Annotated in this window: 13 protein-coding genes and 3 pseudogenes; 12 read left to right on the top strand and 4 right to left on the bottom strand. The window is 55.1% G+C overall.

Translation table 11 applies throughout. The features are described from left to right. Positions 1–192: 192 nt before the first annotated feature. The 3 genes from QWV57_RS10485 (at position 193) to QWV57_RS10475 (ending at position 3,163) form a co-directional block, all read left to right on the top strand. Positions 193–1,209, top strand: a complete 1,017-nt coding sequence (locus QWV57_RS10485) for a TRAP transporter substrate-binding protein (protein ID WP_129447017.1) — start codon at positions 193–195, stop codon at positions 1,207–1,209. A gap of 79 nt (positions 1,210–1,288) precedes the next feature. Beyond that, positions 1,289–1,879 carry a TRAP transporter small permease gene (locus tag QWV57_RS10480; protein WP_081132633.1) on the top strand — a complete coding sequence of 197 codons (591 nt, stop codon included), beginning with the start codon at positions 1,289–1,291 and terminating at the stop codon, positions 1,877–1,879. Then, the gene (locus QWV57_RS10475) at positions 1,880–3,163 is read left to right on the top strand and encodes a TRAP transporter large permease subunit (protein ID WP_081132634.1); all 1,284 of its coding nucleotides are present in this window, start codon (positions 1,880–1,882) and stop codon (positions 3,161–3,163) included. Positions 3,164–3,265: 102 nt separating this feature from the next. On the opposite strand, the gene QWV57_RS10470 is transcribed toward QWV57_RS10475, so the two are convergent. Continuing rightward, a complete protein-coding gene (locus QWV57_RS10470) occupies positions 3,266–4,582 on the bottom strand; it encodes an MFS transporter (RefSeq protein WP_020756270.1) in 1,317 nt (438 codons plus the stop codon). Positions 4,583–5,064: 482 nt separating this feature from the next. Here QWV57_RS10470 and QWV57_RS10465 point away from each other — a divergent pair, with 482 nt between their 5' ends. The 6 genes and pseudogenes from QWV57_RS10465 to QWV57_RS10440 all read left to right on the top strand — a co-directional run. Further along, positions 5,065–5,823, top strand: coding sequence for an IclR family transcriptional regulator (locus QWV57_RS10465; protein WP_060788389.1), 759 nt, complete (start codon positions 5,065–5,067; stop codon positions 5,821–5,823). Positions 5,824–5,835: 12 nt separating this feature from the next. Further along, the gene (aroD, locus tag QWV57_RS10460; RefSeq protein WP_020755987.1) at positions 5,836–6,609 is read left to right on the top strand and encodes a type I 3-dehydroquinate dehydratase; all 774 of its coding nucleotides are present in this window, start codon (positions 5,836–5,838) and stop codon (positions 6,607–6,609) included. A 27-nt stretch (positions 6,610–6,636) separates the two neighbouring features. Next, positions 6,637–7,836: a CaiB/BaiF CoA transferase family protein gene (locus tag QWV57_RS10455; RefSeq protein ID WP_301099852.1), complete on the top strand. Its 1,200-nt coding sequence runs from the start codon at positions 6,637–6,639 to the stop codon at positions 7,834–7,836. Between the two features lie 174 nt (positions 7,837–8,010). Continuing rightward, on the top strand, positions 8,011–9,048 hold the full coding sequence (locus tag QWV57_RS10450) for a LacI family DNA-binding transcriptional regulator (protein ID WP_015375118.1): 1,038 nt from the start codon (positions 8,011–8,013) through the stop codon (positions 9,046–9,048). 6 nt (positions 9,049–9,054) lie between these two features. Beyond that, the gene (locus QWV57_RS10445; protein WP_015375117.1) at positions 9,055–9,621 is read left to right on the top strand and encodes a shikimate kinase; all 567 of its coding nucleotides are present in this window, start codon (positions 9,055–9,057) and stop codon (positions 9,619–9,621) included. Between the two features lie 45 nt (positions 9,622–9,666). Continuing rightward, a pseudogene (locus QWV57_RS10440) lies at positions 9,667–11,781 on the top strand (hypothetical protein); the annotation flags it as partial. A gap of 135 nt (positions 11,782–11,916) precedes the next feature. Here QWV57_RS10440 and QWV57_RS10435 read toward each other — a convergent pair. Then, on the bottom strand, positions 11,917–12,327 hold the full coding sequence (locus QWV57_RS10435) for a hypothetical protein (protein ID WP_060788390.1): 411 nt from the start codon (positions 12,325–12,327) through the stop codon (positions 11,917–11,919). Positions 12,328–12,480: 153 nt separating this feature from the next. On the opposite strand from QWV57_RS10435, the pseudogene QWV57_RS10430 reads away from it, so the two are divergent. The 3 genes and pseudogenes from QWV57_RS10430 to QWV57_RS10420 all read left to right on the top strand — a co-directional run. After that, positions 12,481–12,852 (top strand): annotated as a pseudogene (locus QWV57_RS10430) (ArnT family glycosyltransferase); the annotation flags it as partial. Further along, positions 12,845–13,339: pseudogene (locus tag QWV57_RS10425) on the top strand (glycosyltransferase); the annotation flags it as partial. The pseudogenes QWV57_RS10430 and QWV57_RS10425, both read left to right, overlap by 8 nt. Next, on the top strand, positions 13,311–13,715 hold the full coding sequence (locus QWV57_RS10420) for a GtrA family protein (protein ID WP_015375112.1): 405 nt from the start codon (positions 13,311–13,313) through the stop codon (positions 13,713–13,715). The pseudogene QWV57_RS10425 and the gene QWV57_RS10420, both read left to right, overlap by 29 nt. A 91-nt stretch (positions 13,716–13,806) precedes the next feature. Here the strand turns inward: QWV57_RS10420 and QWV57_RS10415 are convergent, their stop codons facing one another. After that, complete coding sequence (locus QWV57_RS10415; protein ID WP_015375111.1) at positions 13,807–15,051, bottom strand: glutamate-5-semialdehyde dehydrogenase; 1,245 nt, start codon at positions 15,049–15,051, stop codon at positions 13,807–13,809. Continuing rightward, a complete protein-coding gene (proB, locus tag QWV57_RS10410) occupies positions 15,048–16,172 on the bottom strand; it encodes a glutamate 5-kinase (RefSeq protein WP_301099841.1) in 1,125 nt (374 codons plus the stop codon). The genes QWV57_RS10415 and proB overlap by 4 nt, the downstream gene beginning before the upstream one ends. Positions 16,173–16,577 lie beyond the last annotated feature (405 nt).

Raw genomic sequence — 16,577 nt, 5'->3', positions numbered from 1 at the left:
TTAATTCTATTATTAGAAATAAATGGTTTGCTCATTTGGTTGTTTCCCGCATGACCGGACGCGGTCGAGAGAGAACAGAATGGCCTGCGGCCAAACGGGAATGCGGGTTCAACATACAACACGATGCCAGCCGGTTGATCCGTTCGGCTGCATCAACCATTGCACTATAGAGGAAAGAAGGGGGAAAACGTAATGAAAAAGATGTTGGTGTTGTTGTTTGCCTGCCTGTTGGTGCTTGCGGGGTGCTCATCGAAATCCGAGCCGCAAGGGGGCGGCGCGGCGAAGAAAGCCGAACCGAAAGTGATGAAAATGGCCGTTGCGACATCGAAGGATCGTTCACTGACGAAAGGATTGTACAAATTTGCGGACATCGTGGAAAAAGAAACAAACGGCTCGATCAAAGTGGAAGTGTATCCGGATGGACAGCTCGGGGGAGACGTAGCCGTGTTTGAAGCGCTGAAGATGGGCACGATTCAAGGATCGACGATGTCGACCGGTCCGATCGCTTCATTCGCTCCGCGCATCGGGGTGCTAGACTTGCCGTTTTTATTCAAAGATCGAGAAACCGCTTACAAAGTGCTGGATGGGAAAATCGGCCAAGATTTGCTCAACGATTTGCCGTCTGTCGGCGTGATCGGCTTGAACTATTGGGAAAACGGCTTCCGCCATTTGACGAACAATAAGCGGGAAGTCACAAGCGTGGACGACATTAAAGGGTTGAAAATTCGGACGTTGGAAAATGACCTTCATATTGATTTGTGGAAAGAGTTGGGCGCCACACCGGTGCCGATGGCATTTACGGAGCTGTTTACCGCTTTGGAGCAGCACGTGGTCGACGGCCAAGAAAACCCGGTCGGGAATGTGGCGATCAATAAGTTTTACGAAGTGCAAAAATATTTGACGAAAACCGGCCACGTCTACAACGCAAGTCCGTTGCTCATCAGCAAAAAGTTTTGGGACACGTTGACGGACAAGGAAAAAGACATCATCAAAAAAGCCGCGGAAGAAGCGAGAGACTATCAGCGCAAGCTCAACCAAGAAGAAGATGAGAAAATGTTCGACTATTTGAAACAGCAAGGCATGGTCATTACCGAACTCTCTCCGGAGGAGAGGCAAAAATTTGTCGAAAAAGTGCAGCCCATCTATCAAAAATACGCGCCGAAATTCGGCCAAGATCTCGTGAACGAATTGGTTAACGCAGGAAAATAACCGAATGGCAAAGCCGGCTCTTAAGGGGAGTCCACCCCTTAAGAGTTCTTCCATTCTTGCAGACTTGGAGGGGACAGCGATGAAAAGGATCGGAGCCGTACTGGAGAAGGCGCTGAACGCCTTAATGGCGTTCTGCCTCGCGTTTATGTCCATTCTTGTATTCGGCAACGTCGTGCTCCGCTACGCATTTAACTCCGGCATCACGTGGTCGGAAGAAATGTCGCGCTTTCTGTTCATTTGGATGTCGTTTTTAGGCGCGGTCGGTGCTTTGAAAGACCATGACCATCTAGGCGTCGATACATTGGTGCGGAAGCTGCCGACCGGCGCCAAGCGCGTCGTGTTTGTCATCAGCAATGCGATCGTGCTGTACGTTCTCTATTTGCTGTTGGATGGAAGCTGGAAGATGACGATGAGCGGATTGGAAAGCAAAGCCCCGGCCACCGGTCTGCCGATGGCGTTCATTTATGGGACCGGGCTTGTCGTGAGCATCGGCATGGGCCTCATTATTTTGTACCATTTGTATCAGGCGCTGTTTCGCCCCGGGGCGATTGAGGAGCTGACGAGAATGAAAGAATCGGAAGAAGAAATCATGGCGGCCGCTCCCGTCGAGCACGAAGCGGCAGAATGGGCGCACGGGCGAACGCAAGACGCGGCTGGAGGTGAGCGGTAGATGGCGTTAGTCGTCTTTATCGGGTCGCTGTTAGGGGTCATGGCGCTCGGGATGCCGATCGCGTTTGCGCTCTTGGTCAGCGGCGTCGCCTTGATGTTTTATTTGGACATTTTTGATACGCAAATCATCGCGCAAAACTTGATCAGCGGCGCAGACAGCTTTCCGCTGATGGCGATTCCGTTCTTTATGCTGGCCGGGGAGCTCATGAACGCCGGCGGCATTTCGCGGCGGATCATCCGCTTTGCCATGGCGCTTGTCGGCCATATCCGCGGCGGGCTCGGGTATGTGGCGATCATCGCGAGCGTGTTGTTCGCCGGGTTGTCGGGGTCGGCGGTGGCCGATACAGCGGCGCTTGGGGCGATTCTCATCCCGATGATGGTCAAAGCCGGGTACAACCGCAACCGGTCGGCCGGCCTCATCGCCGCCGGCGGCATCATCGCGCCGATCATCCCGCCGAGCATTCCGATGATCATTTTCGGGGTCACAAGCGGCGTGTCGATCACGAAGCTGTTTATGGCCGGCATTGTTCCCGGGATTTTGCTTGGCATTTCACTGGCCATCTGCTGGTGGTGGGTGACGCGCCGGGATCAAGTCGAGGTGCTCCCGCGCCAATCGGCAAAAGAAATTTGGCGGGCGACCCGCGAGGCGTTTTGGGCGCTGCTGCTGCCGGTGATCATCGTCGGCGGGCTGCGCGGAGGAGTGTTTACGCCGACCGAGGCAGCGGTGGTGGCCGCGTTTTACGCGTTGATTGTCGGCTTGTGCATTTACCGTGAGCTGAAGGTGAAAGACTTGTTTCACGTGCTCGTGGCCGCGGCGAAAACGACAAGCGTCGTCATGTTTTTGGTGGCCGCCGCCATGGTGTCGGCCTGGCTCATTACAGTCGCCAACATTCCGGCGATCGTGACAGATGTGCTCGCGCCGTTTATCGATCATCCGTTGGCGCTGCTTTTGGCCATTAACGCCTTGGTGCTGTTGGTCGGGACGGCAATGGATTTGACGCCGACGGTGCTCATTTTGACGCCGGTGCTCATGCCGATTATTGAAAAAGCAGGCATTGACCCGGTGTACTTCGGGGTATTGTTTATTTTAAACAACTGCATCGGGCTGCTCACGCCGCCGGTCGGCACAGTGCTGAACGTCGCCTGCGGGGTGGCGAAAATCAACATGGAAGACATTATGAAAGGAGTTTGGCCGTTTTTGCTGGTCGAGACGCTTCTGTTGCTGTTGTTGATTTTCTTCCCGTCTCTTGTGACCGTGCCGCTTGGGTGGTTTGCGGGTCATTAAACGGATGGTGTTGCGTTGAGGAGGAGTGAAGGCTTGATTCACCGCACATCCGCAGCATAGAAAGGCGCCTTCGCCGCGTTGGACGAAGGCGCTTCTCTTTCGCTATCGCACTTTTATATGTCCGATGCTTGCGTTTTGCGTTGTGTCCGGCCGAGCCATCGGTTCGATCGGCTCTAAATCGGTCAGCAGGAACAAATAGCTGAAAATGCCGGCGAGCAAAATGAGCGCCGCGACGAGAAACGCGTACATGAACGAGCCGGTCGCTTGAACGATGAATCCCGTCACGATCGGGGCGACAATCGCCATCGAGTTGTTGCCGAACGTCAACAGGCCGGTCAACGTCCCGACCGTGCCTGGCGGTGCAATAAATGTCGGAATGCTGTAGGCAATCGAGGACGTGATGACTAGGCCGCCGAGCGCAATCGAAATGCAAAGGATCGCGATGTTTGGGTTTGTCGTGAAAGCGGCGCCGATGACGGACAGCCCAAGCAGCATGCCGATGACCAAAAACGTTTTTCGTACGCGCGTTGAATGGCCTCCTTTGTTGATAAGCCGATCGACGAGCCATCCGCCGATCGCGATCTCCGAAATCGTGCCGACGATCCACGGAATCGAGGCGTACCAGCCTGATTTCAGCACCGACATGTGCATTTCCGTCGCCAAATAGCCGGGAAGCCACGTAAGAAACAAAAACCACGAGTAGCCATACGCAGCAAACCCGATCAATGTCGCCCATACTTTTTTCTTCGTCAGCAAATATCGAATTGTCTCCCAAACGTTTCCTGAAGTTTCGTCTGATTTTTGCGCTCCGCCTTGGACGATGTAGTTGTACTCTTCTTTCGACAACCGTTTGTCTTCATGTGGGTCGCGGTATGTCGCCCAGAACAGGATGGCGTAAATGAAGCTGAGCACTGCCGTCGTATAGAACCCAGCCCGCCATCCCCACTCGGTGATGATCCAGGCGATGATCGGGGTGCCGATGGCGTTTGACAGCTTCGACTGGGCGTCGTAAAGAGCAATCGCGGTCGCCCGCTCATGGCGCGGGAACCATTGCCCGACTGCTTTGGCGGCTGACGGGAAATACGGCGCCTCCCCGATGCCCAACAAGACGCGTGATAACATGACAAGGCCTTGGCCGCTGGCGATAGCGGTCAAGAAACACGCGATTGTCCAAATGATCGTCCCGATGCGCGTCACCCATTTGACGCCGATTTTATCGAGAATCACGCCGGCCGGGATTTGCAAAATGGCATAAGACCAAGCAAACGCAGACAGCAAAATGCCGAGCTGTCCGGGCGTGAGGCCGAACTCTTTCGCCAGCGGCTGAATGCCGACGGACATGTTGATGCGGTCGAAATAGTTGATAATGACGCCTAACGCGATCAAAAACGCAATCGCCCAACGTCGTTTGTGCTTCATCTTTGTTCACCATCCTTGTGTTGATGCGGGAAAACGCATACAGTGTTAGAGAGAAAAAATAGCGAGTTCCCTTTCAATGGACATCGCGTTTCGATGTTTCATCATCCCATGAAATGATCGATTCCCCAATGTTCGCTGATCATCCCCTTTCTTTGTTCCATTATGTGTAACTCATTTTCTATAAATGGAATTCTTGAATGGATTATAACAAAGTTCGCTCTCGTTTGTCCATAACTTGTTGAAAAATTTGAACTGTTTATGCAATCCGTTCAACCAATGGACGGACAGGAAGACGGGCCATAGCAGCATGTGTGAATATAAAAGAGGCTTCGCCGTCCTTTCCCTTGTTGAAACCGAAAAGGAAGGAAACGCGAAAAAAAGCTTGAACGGCGGTGACCGAAGATGCTAAAATGGGAGTAAGGTTCCACTGAAAGAAATTAAATTCCGTTGAATGGAACGTAAGGAAGGGGGGAGACAAACAGTTGAAGGAAGAAAAAAAGCATGAGGCCGGATTGCGTACGGTGCAGCGGGCCATTGACATCTTGTATTGTTTTACCCTTGAGGAACAAGAGCTATCACTCACGGAAATTGCGAAAAAGATTTCGCTTCCTAAATCGACGACAACGCGCTTGCTCGCTACGCTGGAGCAAAACCGCTTGGTCGTCAAAGATCCGGAGACGTTAAAGTACCGTCTTGGACAAGGATTGTACTATTTAGGATATATTGCCGGCAAATCGATGGAAGTGCGGGAAATCGCGCGGCCTGTGATGGAGCGGCTGCGCGATGAGACGCGGGAGACGGTGAATTTGTATGTGCTCGAACAAGATGCCCGCGTTTGCGTCGAACAGTGCGAGGGGCTTCAGGCGCTGCGTCATATGGTGAGAATCGGCGAACGGCTGCCGCTTTGGGCGGGAGCGGGAGGAAAAGTATTGTTGGCTTATCAATCGCCTGCTTTTCAAGAGCGGATTTTCGCGCAAGTGCCGACAAAGGAACGCTTGGCTCGTCTAGCGGCGGAGCTTGAGGTGATTCGGGAGCGCGGCGTTGCATCCAGCGTCGATGAGCGGGAAGTCGGCTCTGCAGCCGTTGCCGCGCCGATTTTCAATATTCGTGGGGAAGTTCGCGCCTGCTTGTCCATCTCCGGGCCGACGCATCGGTTTGCGCCGGATGTGCTTGGGAAGTTCGAAACGACCGTGAAAGAAGGAGCACAAGCGATTTCAGAAAAACTAGGTTATCGACCATAAGGGGGAGAGCATATGGCGATTTCAAAACGCGCCGTCCGTGTGCGCAATGTCTTGATCGGGGGAGACGAACCGTGCATTTGCGCCCCGGTCGTCGGAGCGGACGCGGAGCAAGTGTTAGAGGAAACAAGGCAAATCAGCGCGAAAAAGCCGCATCTCATTGAATGGAGGGCGGACTTTTTCGAGGCGATTCAGGACGAACAGCAAGTGGCGGCAACGGCGAGAAAGATGCGGGCGATTGCCGGAGACATCCCGATTTTGTTTACGGTTCGTTCCGAACTGGAGGGCGGCCGACCGATTTCCTTGACAGAAGAGGAAAAGCTTCGGTTGTTTGAAACTGTATGCCAAAGCGGCGCGATCGATTTGCTTGATTACGAGCTTGTCCATGAGCCGCATGTCCCCGCAGTCCGGGAGCTGACGCGCCGCTATGGGGTGCGCCTTGTGCTGTCCTATCATAATTTTACTGATACGCCCTCGAAGGAAGAGCTTGTTGCGAAAATGCGCCAAGCTGAGCAATGCGGCGCTGATATCGCGAAAGCGGCTGTGATGCCAAAATCGCGGGGGGATGTGCTCGTGCTGCTGCAGGCGACGGAAGAGGCGCGGCAAGAGGTGGAAATTCCGCTCATCACGATGTCGATGGGGGCATTGGGCGCCATCACCCGCCTGGCGGGCGGATTGTTCGGCTCTGCTGTCACCTTCGCAGTCGGGCGGCAAAGCTCGGCGCCCGGGCAAATTCCGATTGAAGACGTCCGGACCGCTTTGTCGGTCATCATGAAATACAGCCAATAATTGGACCTTTAGGGGGAGGAGAGCATCATGGGGCGTTTGCCGTTGGAAGGCGTCAAAGTGCTCGATGTGTCAACGATGATCGCGGCGCCGTTTGGAGCGGTTTTGCTCGGTGATTTTGGCGCCGATGTCATCAAGGTGGAATTGCCAGGAAAAGGGGATACGCTCCGCCATGTCGGGCCGTTCAAGGATGGGGAGCCGCTCCGCTGGCCCGGACTGGCGCGCAATAAACGGTCGCTCACGTTGGATTTGCGCAAAGAAGAAGGAATGAACATTTTCAAACAGCTCGTCCGCCACGTCGATATTGTCATTGAAAACTTCCGTCCCGGCACGCTTGAAAAATGGGGCGGCGGATATGAAGAACTGAAGCGGATCAATCCGAAGCTGGTGATGATTCGCGTCTCGGGCTACGGGCAAACAGGTCCGTTTCGCGAGAAAGCCGGATTCGGCACGCCGGCGACGGCGTTCAGCGGGTTTACGTATTTGCAAGGGTATCCGGACCGTCCGCCGGTCAGCCCGTCGTTCTCCTTGACGGACTACATTACCGGCATTTATGTGGCGTTTGCGGCGGTGACGGCCATTTACCACCGCGATGTCCATCCGAACGGCGAAGGGCAGATGGTCGATATCGGCCTTTACGAATCGGTGTTCCGCATGATGGAGTTTTTGGTGGCGGAATATGACCAATTGGGCAAAGTGCGCGAGCGGTCGCCGGGATTGTCCGGCCATTCGAGCCCGGCGGGCACGTTTATGACGAAAGACGGGCATTGGGTCGTGCTTGTCACCAGCACCGATTCCACATTCGAGCGGCTGGCGAAGGCGATGGGGCGGGAAGATCTGTTGACGGATGAGAAATTTTGCACAAACGAACGGCGGCTCGCCCATCATGAAGAGACAAACGGCATCGTCGCCGACTGGATCCGCACGAAGACGCGCGATGAATTGCTTCACATTTTGGATGAGCATGGCGTGCCGGTCAGCCCGATTTTGAGCATTAAAGATATTTTTGAGCATCCGCATTACCAAGCAAGGGAAAACATCATCGAAGTCGCCCATCCGCGCCTTGGCAAAATTAAAATGCCCGGCATTGTGCCGAAATTCGAAAAAACGCCAGGCGCCATCCGCCGCACTGCTCCGGATTTAGGCGAGCATACCGAAGAGATTTTGCAAACGATGCTTGGCATGTCCAAGGAAGACATTGAGCGGCTGCGAGAAAACGAGATCATATGAATGAACGAACGGCGGCTTGCCGCCTTCCCGGCTCCTTGCCTTGTGCGAGGCTGCCGGGTTTTTTTGTTTCGAAGTTTGTTTTCCCGGCAGCCCACGCCTTGCATTGACACTGCTTGCCGCCAGCCTTTATACTTTTGATAGGTGAAAGCGACGGTAAAGCAGGTGATTCGAACGGTGTCAGATAAAAAGCGTTCCCGCGTGACGCTCGAACAAGTCGCCAAACACGCCGGCGTGTCGCGGGCGACCGCCTCTCTTGTCGTCCGTGGGAGTCCGAATATTTCGAAAGAAACGCGAAAAAAAGTGCTCCAAGCGATGAAAGAGCTTGGCTACGTCTATGACCGCGTGGCGGCCAATTTGCGTTCGCAGCGTTCGTCGACAGTTGGTCTTATTATCACCGAACTTGACAACCCGTTTTTTTCCGAATTGCTCGTTGGCGTCCATGAGGCGCTCGATCAGGAAGGATATACGGTCATTTTAGGCACGACGTTTGACCGGCCGGAAAAACAAGACGCCTTATTGTCGACGATGCTGGAGCATCGGGTGGGCGGTGTGATCATGAGCCCGGTTCCCGGATGTTCGGCAGAGATGCTCGAGCAGCTGCGGCAGTGGGATATTCCTGTTGTATTGTTTGCCCGTGATGAACTTCCGGCCGGACAGTTTGATTATATTGGGATCGATAATATGGCCGGCGGGCGGATGGCGGTCGAGCATTTGCTCGAAGGCGGCCATCGGCGCATCGCCTTTATCGGTGGGTCTCCGCAATCGTCCGTATGGAAAGCGCGCCGGTCGGGGTACAGTGAAGCGTTGCGTGCGGCGGGCATCGAGATGGATGACACGCTGCTTGTGCCATCGGCGACGACAAGGCAAGGCGGGCGGATGGCGGTCAAACGCCTGTTGCAGCACCCGAACCCGCCGACAGCGCTCTTTTGTTACAACGATGTCGTCGCGTTTGGGGCGATGCTTGGCTTAAAAGAGGAAGGGATCGTTCCAGGGCGCGACATCGCGGTCGTCGGGTTTGACAACATTCAAGAATCGGCGCTGTTTCAGCCGCCGCTCACAACTGTCGCCGCATTTCCTGAGAAGATCGGCGCCTATGCGGCCAAGCAGCTGCATGAACGCATGAGAGGGGATGCGAGTGCACCGAAACGGACGATTTTGCAGCCGGAGCTTGTCATTCGCCAGTCTTCTGGGAAGAGAGAGGAAAAGAGGTGAAGCAGCGTGGAGAGGCAGACGGTCATCCCGCTTCGCGAGCGGAACATTATTTTGATCGGCTTTATGGGGGCGGGGAAAACAACGATCGGGCAGCTTGTCGCGAAGAAGCTGTACCGCGACTTCATCGATGTCGACGCGGAAATCGAGCGGCGGCACGGGATGACGATTCCGGAGATGTTCGCGCAAAAAGGGGAAGCGTATTTTCGGCAGGTTGAGCGCGAGCTGATCGTTGATTTGTGCACGAATACAAGGTTGAAAATTCTTTCGCTCGGCGGCGGCGCGTATTTGCAGGAAGACGTGCGGCGCGCCTGTTTGGCCCACGGCATCGTCTTTTTCCTTGACTTGTCGTGGGAGCATTGGAAGGAAGAGCGGCTGCCGCTTATTGTCGACAGCCGGCCGGTGTTGAAAAACAAAACGTTGGAAGAAGTGGAGCAGCTCTTTTTCCAGCGCCAATCAGCCTATGCGCTCCATCATTCCCGCGTCATTATCAATGAGCTCGAGGCTGAACAGGCGGCGGACCAAATTGTTCAGTCGATTAAATGGACGTGGGATGTGTACGAGCCGAACCGTTGAGAGGATTTAGCCAAGGTATATAAGGAAGATGGCAAGCTGCAGGACGCCGTTCAAACAGCGGAACAAAGCGGCGTCCGCTTGGCGGGAACGGTCGGGCGCGACTATCTTCAAGTATATCGCAATGGACGGTGGGAGCCGCTGCTTATTAAAGGCGTCAACCTCGGCATCAGCAAGCCCGGCGCGTTTCCGGGAGAGGCGAAGATTACGAAGGAAGAATATTTCCGCTGGCTGCAATACATCGGGGCGATGGGCGCAAACGCCATCCGCGTCTATACGATCCACCCGCCGGCGTTTTACGAAGCGCTTTACGAGTACAACCAAATAGCGAAGCAGCCGCTTTATTTGTTCCATGGCGTCTGGATCGATGAAGGGGCGATGCTGCGGACGAAGGATGTGTGGGCGCCCGAAGTGAACGAAGCGTTTCGCACCGACATTCGCCGCACGATTGACCTCGTTCATGGCAAGGCCCGCATTGCAAAACGGCCTGGGCATGCCGGCGGGGTGTACCGATACGACCTTTCCCCGTATGTTCTCGGCTGGATTTTCGGCGTCGAGTGGGATCCGGACGTTGTGGCGGCGACGAACGAAAAACACCCGAAGCAGGGCGACTACCGCGGCAAATACGTGTACACGAAAGGAGCGAGCCCGTTTGAGGCATGGCTGGCCCGCGTGATCGACGAAGCGGTGGCGTATGAAACGGAGACATACGGCTGGCAGCGGCCGGTCAGTTTTACGAATTGGGTGACGACCGACCTCCTCCGCCATCCGGCCGAACCGTTTGTGAAAGAAGATTTTGTTTCCGTCAACCCCAATGTCATGTACGCCACTCACGAGCTGCAGGCCGGGTTGTTTGCATCATATCACATTTATCCGTATTATCCGGATTTTTTCAACCGTGAGGAAAAATACGTCAGCTATGTTGACCAACGCGGCGAGCGCAACAGCTATGCCGCCTACTTGCATGACATGAAGGCGGCGCACCGGATGCCGATTTTGGTCGCTGAATTTGGCGTTCCTTCTTCGCGCGGCATGGCGCATCGAAATGTGCACGGGAAAAATCAGGGGTTTTTGTCGGAACAAGAACAAGGAGCGATCGACCGGAAGCTGTTTGAGGACATCGTCCATGAGCGGATGGCGGGAGGGCTGTTGTTTTCGTGGCAAGATGAATGGTTCAAGCGGACGTGGAACACGATGGATTATGACAACCCGGATCGTCGGCCGTTTTGGCTGAATGCGCAGACGAACGAACAACATTTTGGGCTGCTTCGGTTTGAGCCAGGTCCAAGCGCGGCCGCGATGATTAAAGTTGACGGACGGAAAGACGATTGGACGTTCAATGGAATCCGGCCGGTTTGGACAGAGGGCAAGCGGGCGCTGTACGTCACAAGCGATGAAGGGTATTTGTACGTGCGGCTTGACAGCAGGCGCATCACTGACCGGACGATGGTCTACATGGCGTTTGATACGATTCCACATCAAGGGCAATCGCGCCTGCCAGGCCTTTCTGGCGTCCGGACAGCGGGAATCGACTTTGCCTTGGTCATTCATGGAAAACAGAGCGCCCGTCTGCTTGTCGACAGCTACTATGACACGTTTTACTTCCATTACGGAAAAGAGCTGCATATGATGCCGGCGGCGCCGTACGCCAATCGGAAAGATAACGGCGTCTACCACCCGATTCGCCTGACATTGAACAAAAAATTGGAAGAAACCCGCGGCAAGGCCGTGCCGTTCGACTCATATGAAACCGGGGTGTTGCGGTTTGGCACGGCCAATCCCGACGATGCAGCGTACGATTCACTCGCGGATATTAGCGTCAGCCGCGATGGTGATATGTACGAAATCCGCCTGCCATGGGCGCTTTTGAACGTGACCGATCCGAGCCGGCGCGAGGTGATGGGCGACATGTGGTCGAAAGATGGCTTGAAGAGCCGGCGGATCGTCGCGGGCATCCGTCTCGGTGTGTACGTCGCGGGCGAGGGCAGTTCGTTTTCTTTCCCGGCGATGAACGGGAATGTGCTGCCGGCCGCGCGATTTTATGAGTACACGTGGCCGGTGTGGGAAGCGCCGCGCTATCATGAGCGGCTGAAGCGGTCGTATGAGGTGATGAAAGAGGCGTTTTCACGCGTGAACATCGCAATACAGCAGGGAGCGGAATAAAAAGAAAAGCGCTTGCCTCCTCTCGACATCACGATCATTCATCAAAGCAGGCGCCTGTTCAAACAACAGAAGACAGAAGCCAAACCAACCGTCAAGCAGGAAAGCGCGGGCGGCCGGTTTGGCTTTTTTCGTTTTTTAAGAGATTTCGTTTTGTCCAGCCCGGGAACGGAGTTTTCGTTCATGTTGGAGGGTTTTGCGGGCGAGGAAGTCGACGGTTTCCTGTGTTTCCGACCATTCAAGGCGCCAATAGTTCATTTTCGTTTCCAAGCGCTCAAACCGAGCGTCGGTGCGTTTTTCCAGATCCAAGAGTTTTTGGTGCAACCGGTCTTCCGTTTCGCGAATTTTGGCATACAGCCGATTTTCTGTATCTTGGATCTCCGCGCGCAGTCGGTTTTCCGTGTCTTGAATTTCAGCACGCAGTCGGCTTTCTGTATCTTGGATTTCGGTGCGCAGCCGATCTTCCATTTCCTTCATTTGTTGTTGGATTTTTCCGGAATGCAAGTCGAGCGCCTTTAAAATTTGTTGCACGATGGTGGCTCCTTCCACACGATTCACTTCCTTTCGCCTTTTATCATAGCACACGTCTGCGGTCAGCGAAATGAAAACCTTGTCCATTCGCTCGATTTTTTCACCAAACTTTCACCAACACGGGGTAACGTAACGGCAGGAGACGAAGAACATGACGGAAAGGGAGAGTCGATGAAGAAAATACAATGGAAATGGGATGGATGGATTGCTGCGATCATGGCTTGGTCAGCTTTTTTGCACTTCTATCAAATTGGAAACAGCGGTTCCAATGTGTATTATACGGCGGCGGCGAAAAGCATGGCCGCAAGTTGGAAGGCGTTTTTCTTCGCCGCGCTTGATCCGGAGGGATTCATTACCGTTGATAAGCCGCCGGCGGCGCTTTGGCTGCAGGCGTTGAGCGTGAAAGTGTTCGGAGTGAGCGATTTTAGCGTGCTTCTTCCGGAAGCGTTGGCGGGGGTTGCCTCGACGTGGATGATGTACGTGATCGTCAAGCCGTGGGCGGGGCGGATAGCGGCGCGCTGGGCAAGCTTCGTGTTTTCCTGCTATTGACCGGAAAGTGTGCGATCAGTTACGCTATATGAGAGAGCGGAGCCGGTTTGTTCGGGGGCTGGTAAGCTGGGTCGGCTTCCGGCAGACGGCGGTTGAATACGAGCGGGAGCCGCGTTTCGCCGGCGAGACGAAATACCCGCTCAAAAAGATGATCCGGTTTTCGCTTGATGGCATCACCTCGTTTTCATACAAGCCGTTGAAGCTAGCGAGTTGGCTTGGGTTCTTGATGTCGGCGGCCAGTGTGGTGGGGATGTTCGTTGTCCTTTATCTTAAATGGTTTGCTCATTCAACGGTCGCTGGCTGGGCGTCATTGTTGATGGTCATGCTGCTTGGCAACGGGGTGACACTGCTCATGCTCGGCGCGATTGGCGAATATATCGGCCGGATTTACGATGAAGTGAAAGAGCGTCCGCTCTATATTGTCAACGAAACGTGGGGAGTCGGAACGAAACATGAACGAAAGCCTTCGTATATTCCGTAAAGAAAAACAAGCCGTATGGCGGTTTGGCCTCGTTGGGGTGAGCAATACCGCGGTGGACTTCGCCGTCTTTTTTTTGTTGACTGCTGCAGGCGCTAAGGCGGCGGTTGCCCAAGCCGTTGCCTACGGCGCCGGGATGGCGAACAGCTACATTTGGAATCGGCGTTGGACGTTTCAAGTCAAACGGAAAGCCAATATAAAGGAAGTTTTGCGCTTTCTTGCCGTCAACGGGCTGTCGTTCGGTGCATCGCTTGCCGTTTTGCTGGCCGCGGAACGGCTCGCGCCGCTCTGGCTGGCGAAACTGGCGGCGACGATCGCCGGGATGGCGGTGAACTTTATCGGCAGCCGTTATTGGGTTTTTGTGGAGACGGGAAAATAAGAAAACGATCCGGAAGCCATGCGTTGGGTCCGGATCGTTTTATGCTTTAGAAACTTAGTGAAAAAGGAAGCCGTCTTCGTTGCAGCCATCGTTATGACTCCCGAATTTGCCCCGTCCCGTACACGAGCGATTTCGTTGTCGTGATGGCGACAAGCCCCATCGGACCGCGGGCGTGCAGCTTTTGCGTGCTGATGCCGATTTCCGCTCCGTAGCCGAACTGTTCGCCGTCCGTGAAGCGGGTGGAGGCGTTATGGTACAAGACCGCCGCGTCGACCGCTTGGAAAAAGCGGCGGACGTTCGCTTCGTTTTCGGTGATGATCGCTTCCGAGTGCTTCGTCCCGTAGCGGCGGATATGGGCAATCGCCTCATCGACATCGGCGACGAGCTTAACCGCTAAAATCGGCGCCAAATATTCCGCATGCCAGTCGTCTTCTGTCGCCGGTTTGATGAACGGGTGCGATGACGCGAGGCGGTCGTCGCCGCGCAGCTCGACACCGCGGGCGTGCAGCGCCTCAAGCAAGTCGTCGGCATATGGCCAACGCTCATGGATGAGCACCGTTTCGATGGCGTTGCAGACGGACGGACGCTGCAATTTGGCGTTCAGGACGATGTTGATCGCCATTTGCCGCTCGGCTGATTCGTCGATGAACATATGACAGTTGCCGACGCCGGTTTCAAGCACGGGCACGGTGGCGTTTTCGACGACCGAGCGGATGAGCCCGGCGCCGCCGCGCGGGATGAGCACATCCAAATAATCATTGAGGCGGAACATCTGTTGTGCCGTTTCCCGGCTCGTGTCTTCGAGCAGTTCAATCGCCGTTTCCGGAACGGTCGTCGTGCGGAGCGCCTCTTTCATGACGCGAACGAGCGCTTTGTTCGAATGAAGCGCTGATGAGCTGCCGCGGAGCAGGACGGCGTTTCCGGTTTTCAGGCAAAGGCTGGCGGCGTCGACCGTGACGTTCGGCCGCGCTTCATACACCATGCCGACCACTCCGAGCGGCACGCGCACCGTTTGGATGCGAAGCCCGTTCGGCCGCGTCCACTCGCTGACAACTTCCCCGACCGGGTCGGGGAGGGAAGCGACTTGGCGGACGCCGCCGATGATTTGATCCATTCGTTCGTCGGTGAGCTGCAGCCGGTCGAGCAGAGCCGGTGACAGCCCTTGCTCGCGGCCTTGGGCCATATCTTTTTCGTTTTCTTGCAAAATGAAGGCGCGTTCGCGGTCAAGCGCTTGGGCGATTTGTTCCAATGCGGCGTTTTTTTCCTCTGTTGACAGCATAGCCAGCGTCTGCGACGCGGCTTTCAGACGCTCGGCTTTTTCAAGCAGTTCGGTCATTTGAATACACTCTCCTTTCGCAACGTGACCCAATTGTCGCGGTGAATGACTTCCGGGCGGTGCAAGTACGAGTATTGCCGCGCTTCCTCGCTCGGAAGTCCTTTTACTTTTTCTAAATCGGCGGCGGCATAATACACTTGGCCGCGGCCGATCGTGATCCCTTTCTCATTGACAACATCGACGACATCCATCGCATGAAAGTCGCCGGAAACAGCCGTGACGCCGGCGGGAAGCAAGCTTTTGCCGCGCGCAAGGAGCGCTTCCTCCGCGCCGCTGTCGACGGTGATCGTGCCGGCGACAGGCGCGTGATACGCGATCCATTGCTTGTGCATTTGCATTTGCTTCGGAAATGGGGCGCCGATGTACGTCCCATCACCTTTTCCGGCTAAAATATCGGCGAGTGCTTCTTTGCCTCGCCCGGTGCCGATAAAGACGCTGACGCCGAAGGACAACGCTTTTTGAGCGGCGAGAAGCTTCGAGCGCATCCCACCGGTGCCGACGGCTGAACCGATGCCGCCGGCGGCTTCGATCATCTCATCGGTGATTTCCAGCAAAAAGGCGTATTTTTTCGCCTGCGGATTCGTTTTCGGATTGGCGTCATACAACCCGTTAATGTCGGTAAGCAAAATGAGCGCATCAGCGTGCAAAAAGCCGGCCACGAGCGCCGAAAGCATGTCATTGTCGCCAAATGTCAATTCCTCGATGGAAACGGAGTCGTTTTCATTAATGATCGGCACGGCGCCGTTCTCAAGCAGTGTGGTGATCGTGGCAAACAAGTTGCGGAACCGCTCGCGGCTGTAAAAGTCGCTGCGCGTCAACAACAGCTGAGCGGCCGTAAAGCCGAATTGGGCGAACGCCGAGCTGTATGCCTGCATGAGTAAGCTTTGCCCGACGGCAGCGGCCGCCTGTTTCCCGGCGATCGTCGTCGGGCGCGCTGGGTAGCCTAAGGGTCCGAACCCAGCGGCGACAGCGCCGGACGTGATGAGAATGACGTCATGGCCGAGCTGTTTGAGATAAGCGATCGCCTCAACGTGATCGAACAGTTTGTCATGGCAAAGGCCGCCTTTCGGATCGGTGAGAGAGCTGCTGCCGATTTTGACCACCACGCGCTGCCGTTTCATCGCGTTCCTCCCTCCTTTGCGTGTTGAATGGCATGAGTTGGATCGCCTAGCCGTCCTGCGAAGCGGCCGGCCAATAAAAAACGCTTTTCCTCCTTTTTTGCAAAAGGACGGAAAAGCGTTCCGCGGTACCACCTTTTTTGGCGCACAAAGCGCCCTCCTCTAGCCTGTAACGCAGGCGTGCGGCTTATGTTTGCATAAGCGGCCGTCTAGGGCAGGTTCAACCGGCTTCCCGCGAGGAACCTTCCAGCCTGTGGGTTCCACTCTCTGGCGCGTTCCCTCGGTTTACTAGTCCCGTGCCGTTATCGTTGTTTCATTGTCAAGGATAGCCTTGTGATTTATAGTTTGTAAGAAATTATGACGCCAAATGCTCCGGTTGTCAAGAGGGCCGGCTGATTTTTCTGACTC

This window comes from Geobacillus zalihae, from assembly GCF_030414215.1.
Classification (GTDB): domain Bacteria; phylum Bacillota; class Bacilli; order Bacillales; family Anoxybacillaceae; genus Geobacillus; species Geobacillus zalihae.
This window is presented reverse-complemented; position numbering and strand designations above follow the sequence as displayed.

Excerpts from the sequence above, each read along its gene's own strand:
- QWV57_RS10485 (WP_129447017.1), top strand. The coding sequence starts at position 193 with ATGAAAAAGATGTTGGTGTTGTTGTTTGCCTGCCTGTTGGTGCTTGCG.
- QWV57_RS10470 (WP_020756270.1), bottom strand. The coding sequence starts at position 4,582 with ATGAAGCACAAACGACGTTGGGCGATTGCGTTTTTGATCGCGTTAGGC.
- QWV57_RS10415 (WP_015375111.1), bottom strand. The coding sequence starts at position 15,051 with ATGACCGAACTGCTTGAAAAAGCCGAGCGTCTGAAAGCCGCGTCGCAG.
- proB (WP_301099841.1), bottom strand. The coding sequence starts at position 16,172 with ATGAAACGGCAGCGCGTGGTGGTCAAAATCGGCAGCAGCTCTCTCACC.
- QWV57_RS10475 (WP_081132634.1), top strand. The coding sequence starts at position 1,880 with ATGGCGTTAGTCGTCTTTATCGGGTCGCTGTTAGGGGTCATGGCGCTC.
- QWV57_RS10420 (WP_015375112.1), top strand. The coding sequence starts at position 13,311 with ATGAACGAAAGCCTTCGTATATTCCGTAAAGAAAAACAAGCCGTATGG.
- QWV57_RS10455 (WP_301099852.1), top strand. The coding sequence starts at position 6,637 with ATGGGGCGTTTGCCGTTGGAAGGCGTCAAAGTGCTCGATGTGTCAACG.
- aroD (WP_020755987.1), top strand. The coding sequence starts at position 5,836 with ATGGCGATTTCAAAACGCGCCGTCCGTGTGCGCAATGTCTTGATCGGG.
- QWV57_RS10480 (WP_081132633.1), top strand. The coding sequence starts at position 1,289 with ATGAAAAGGATCGGAGCCGTACTGGAGAAGGCGCTGAACGCCTTAATG.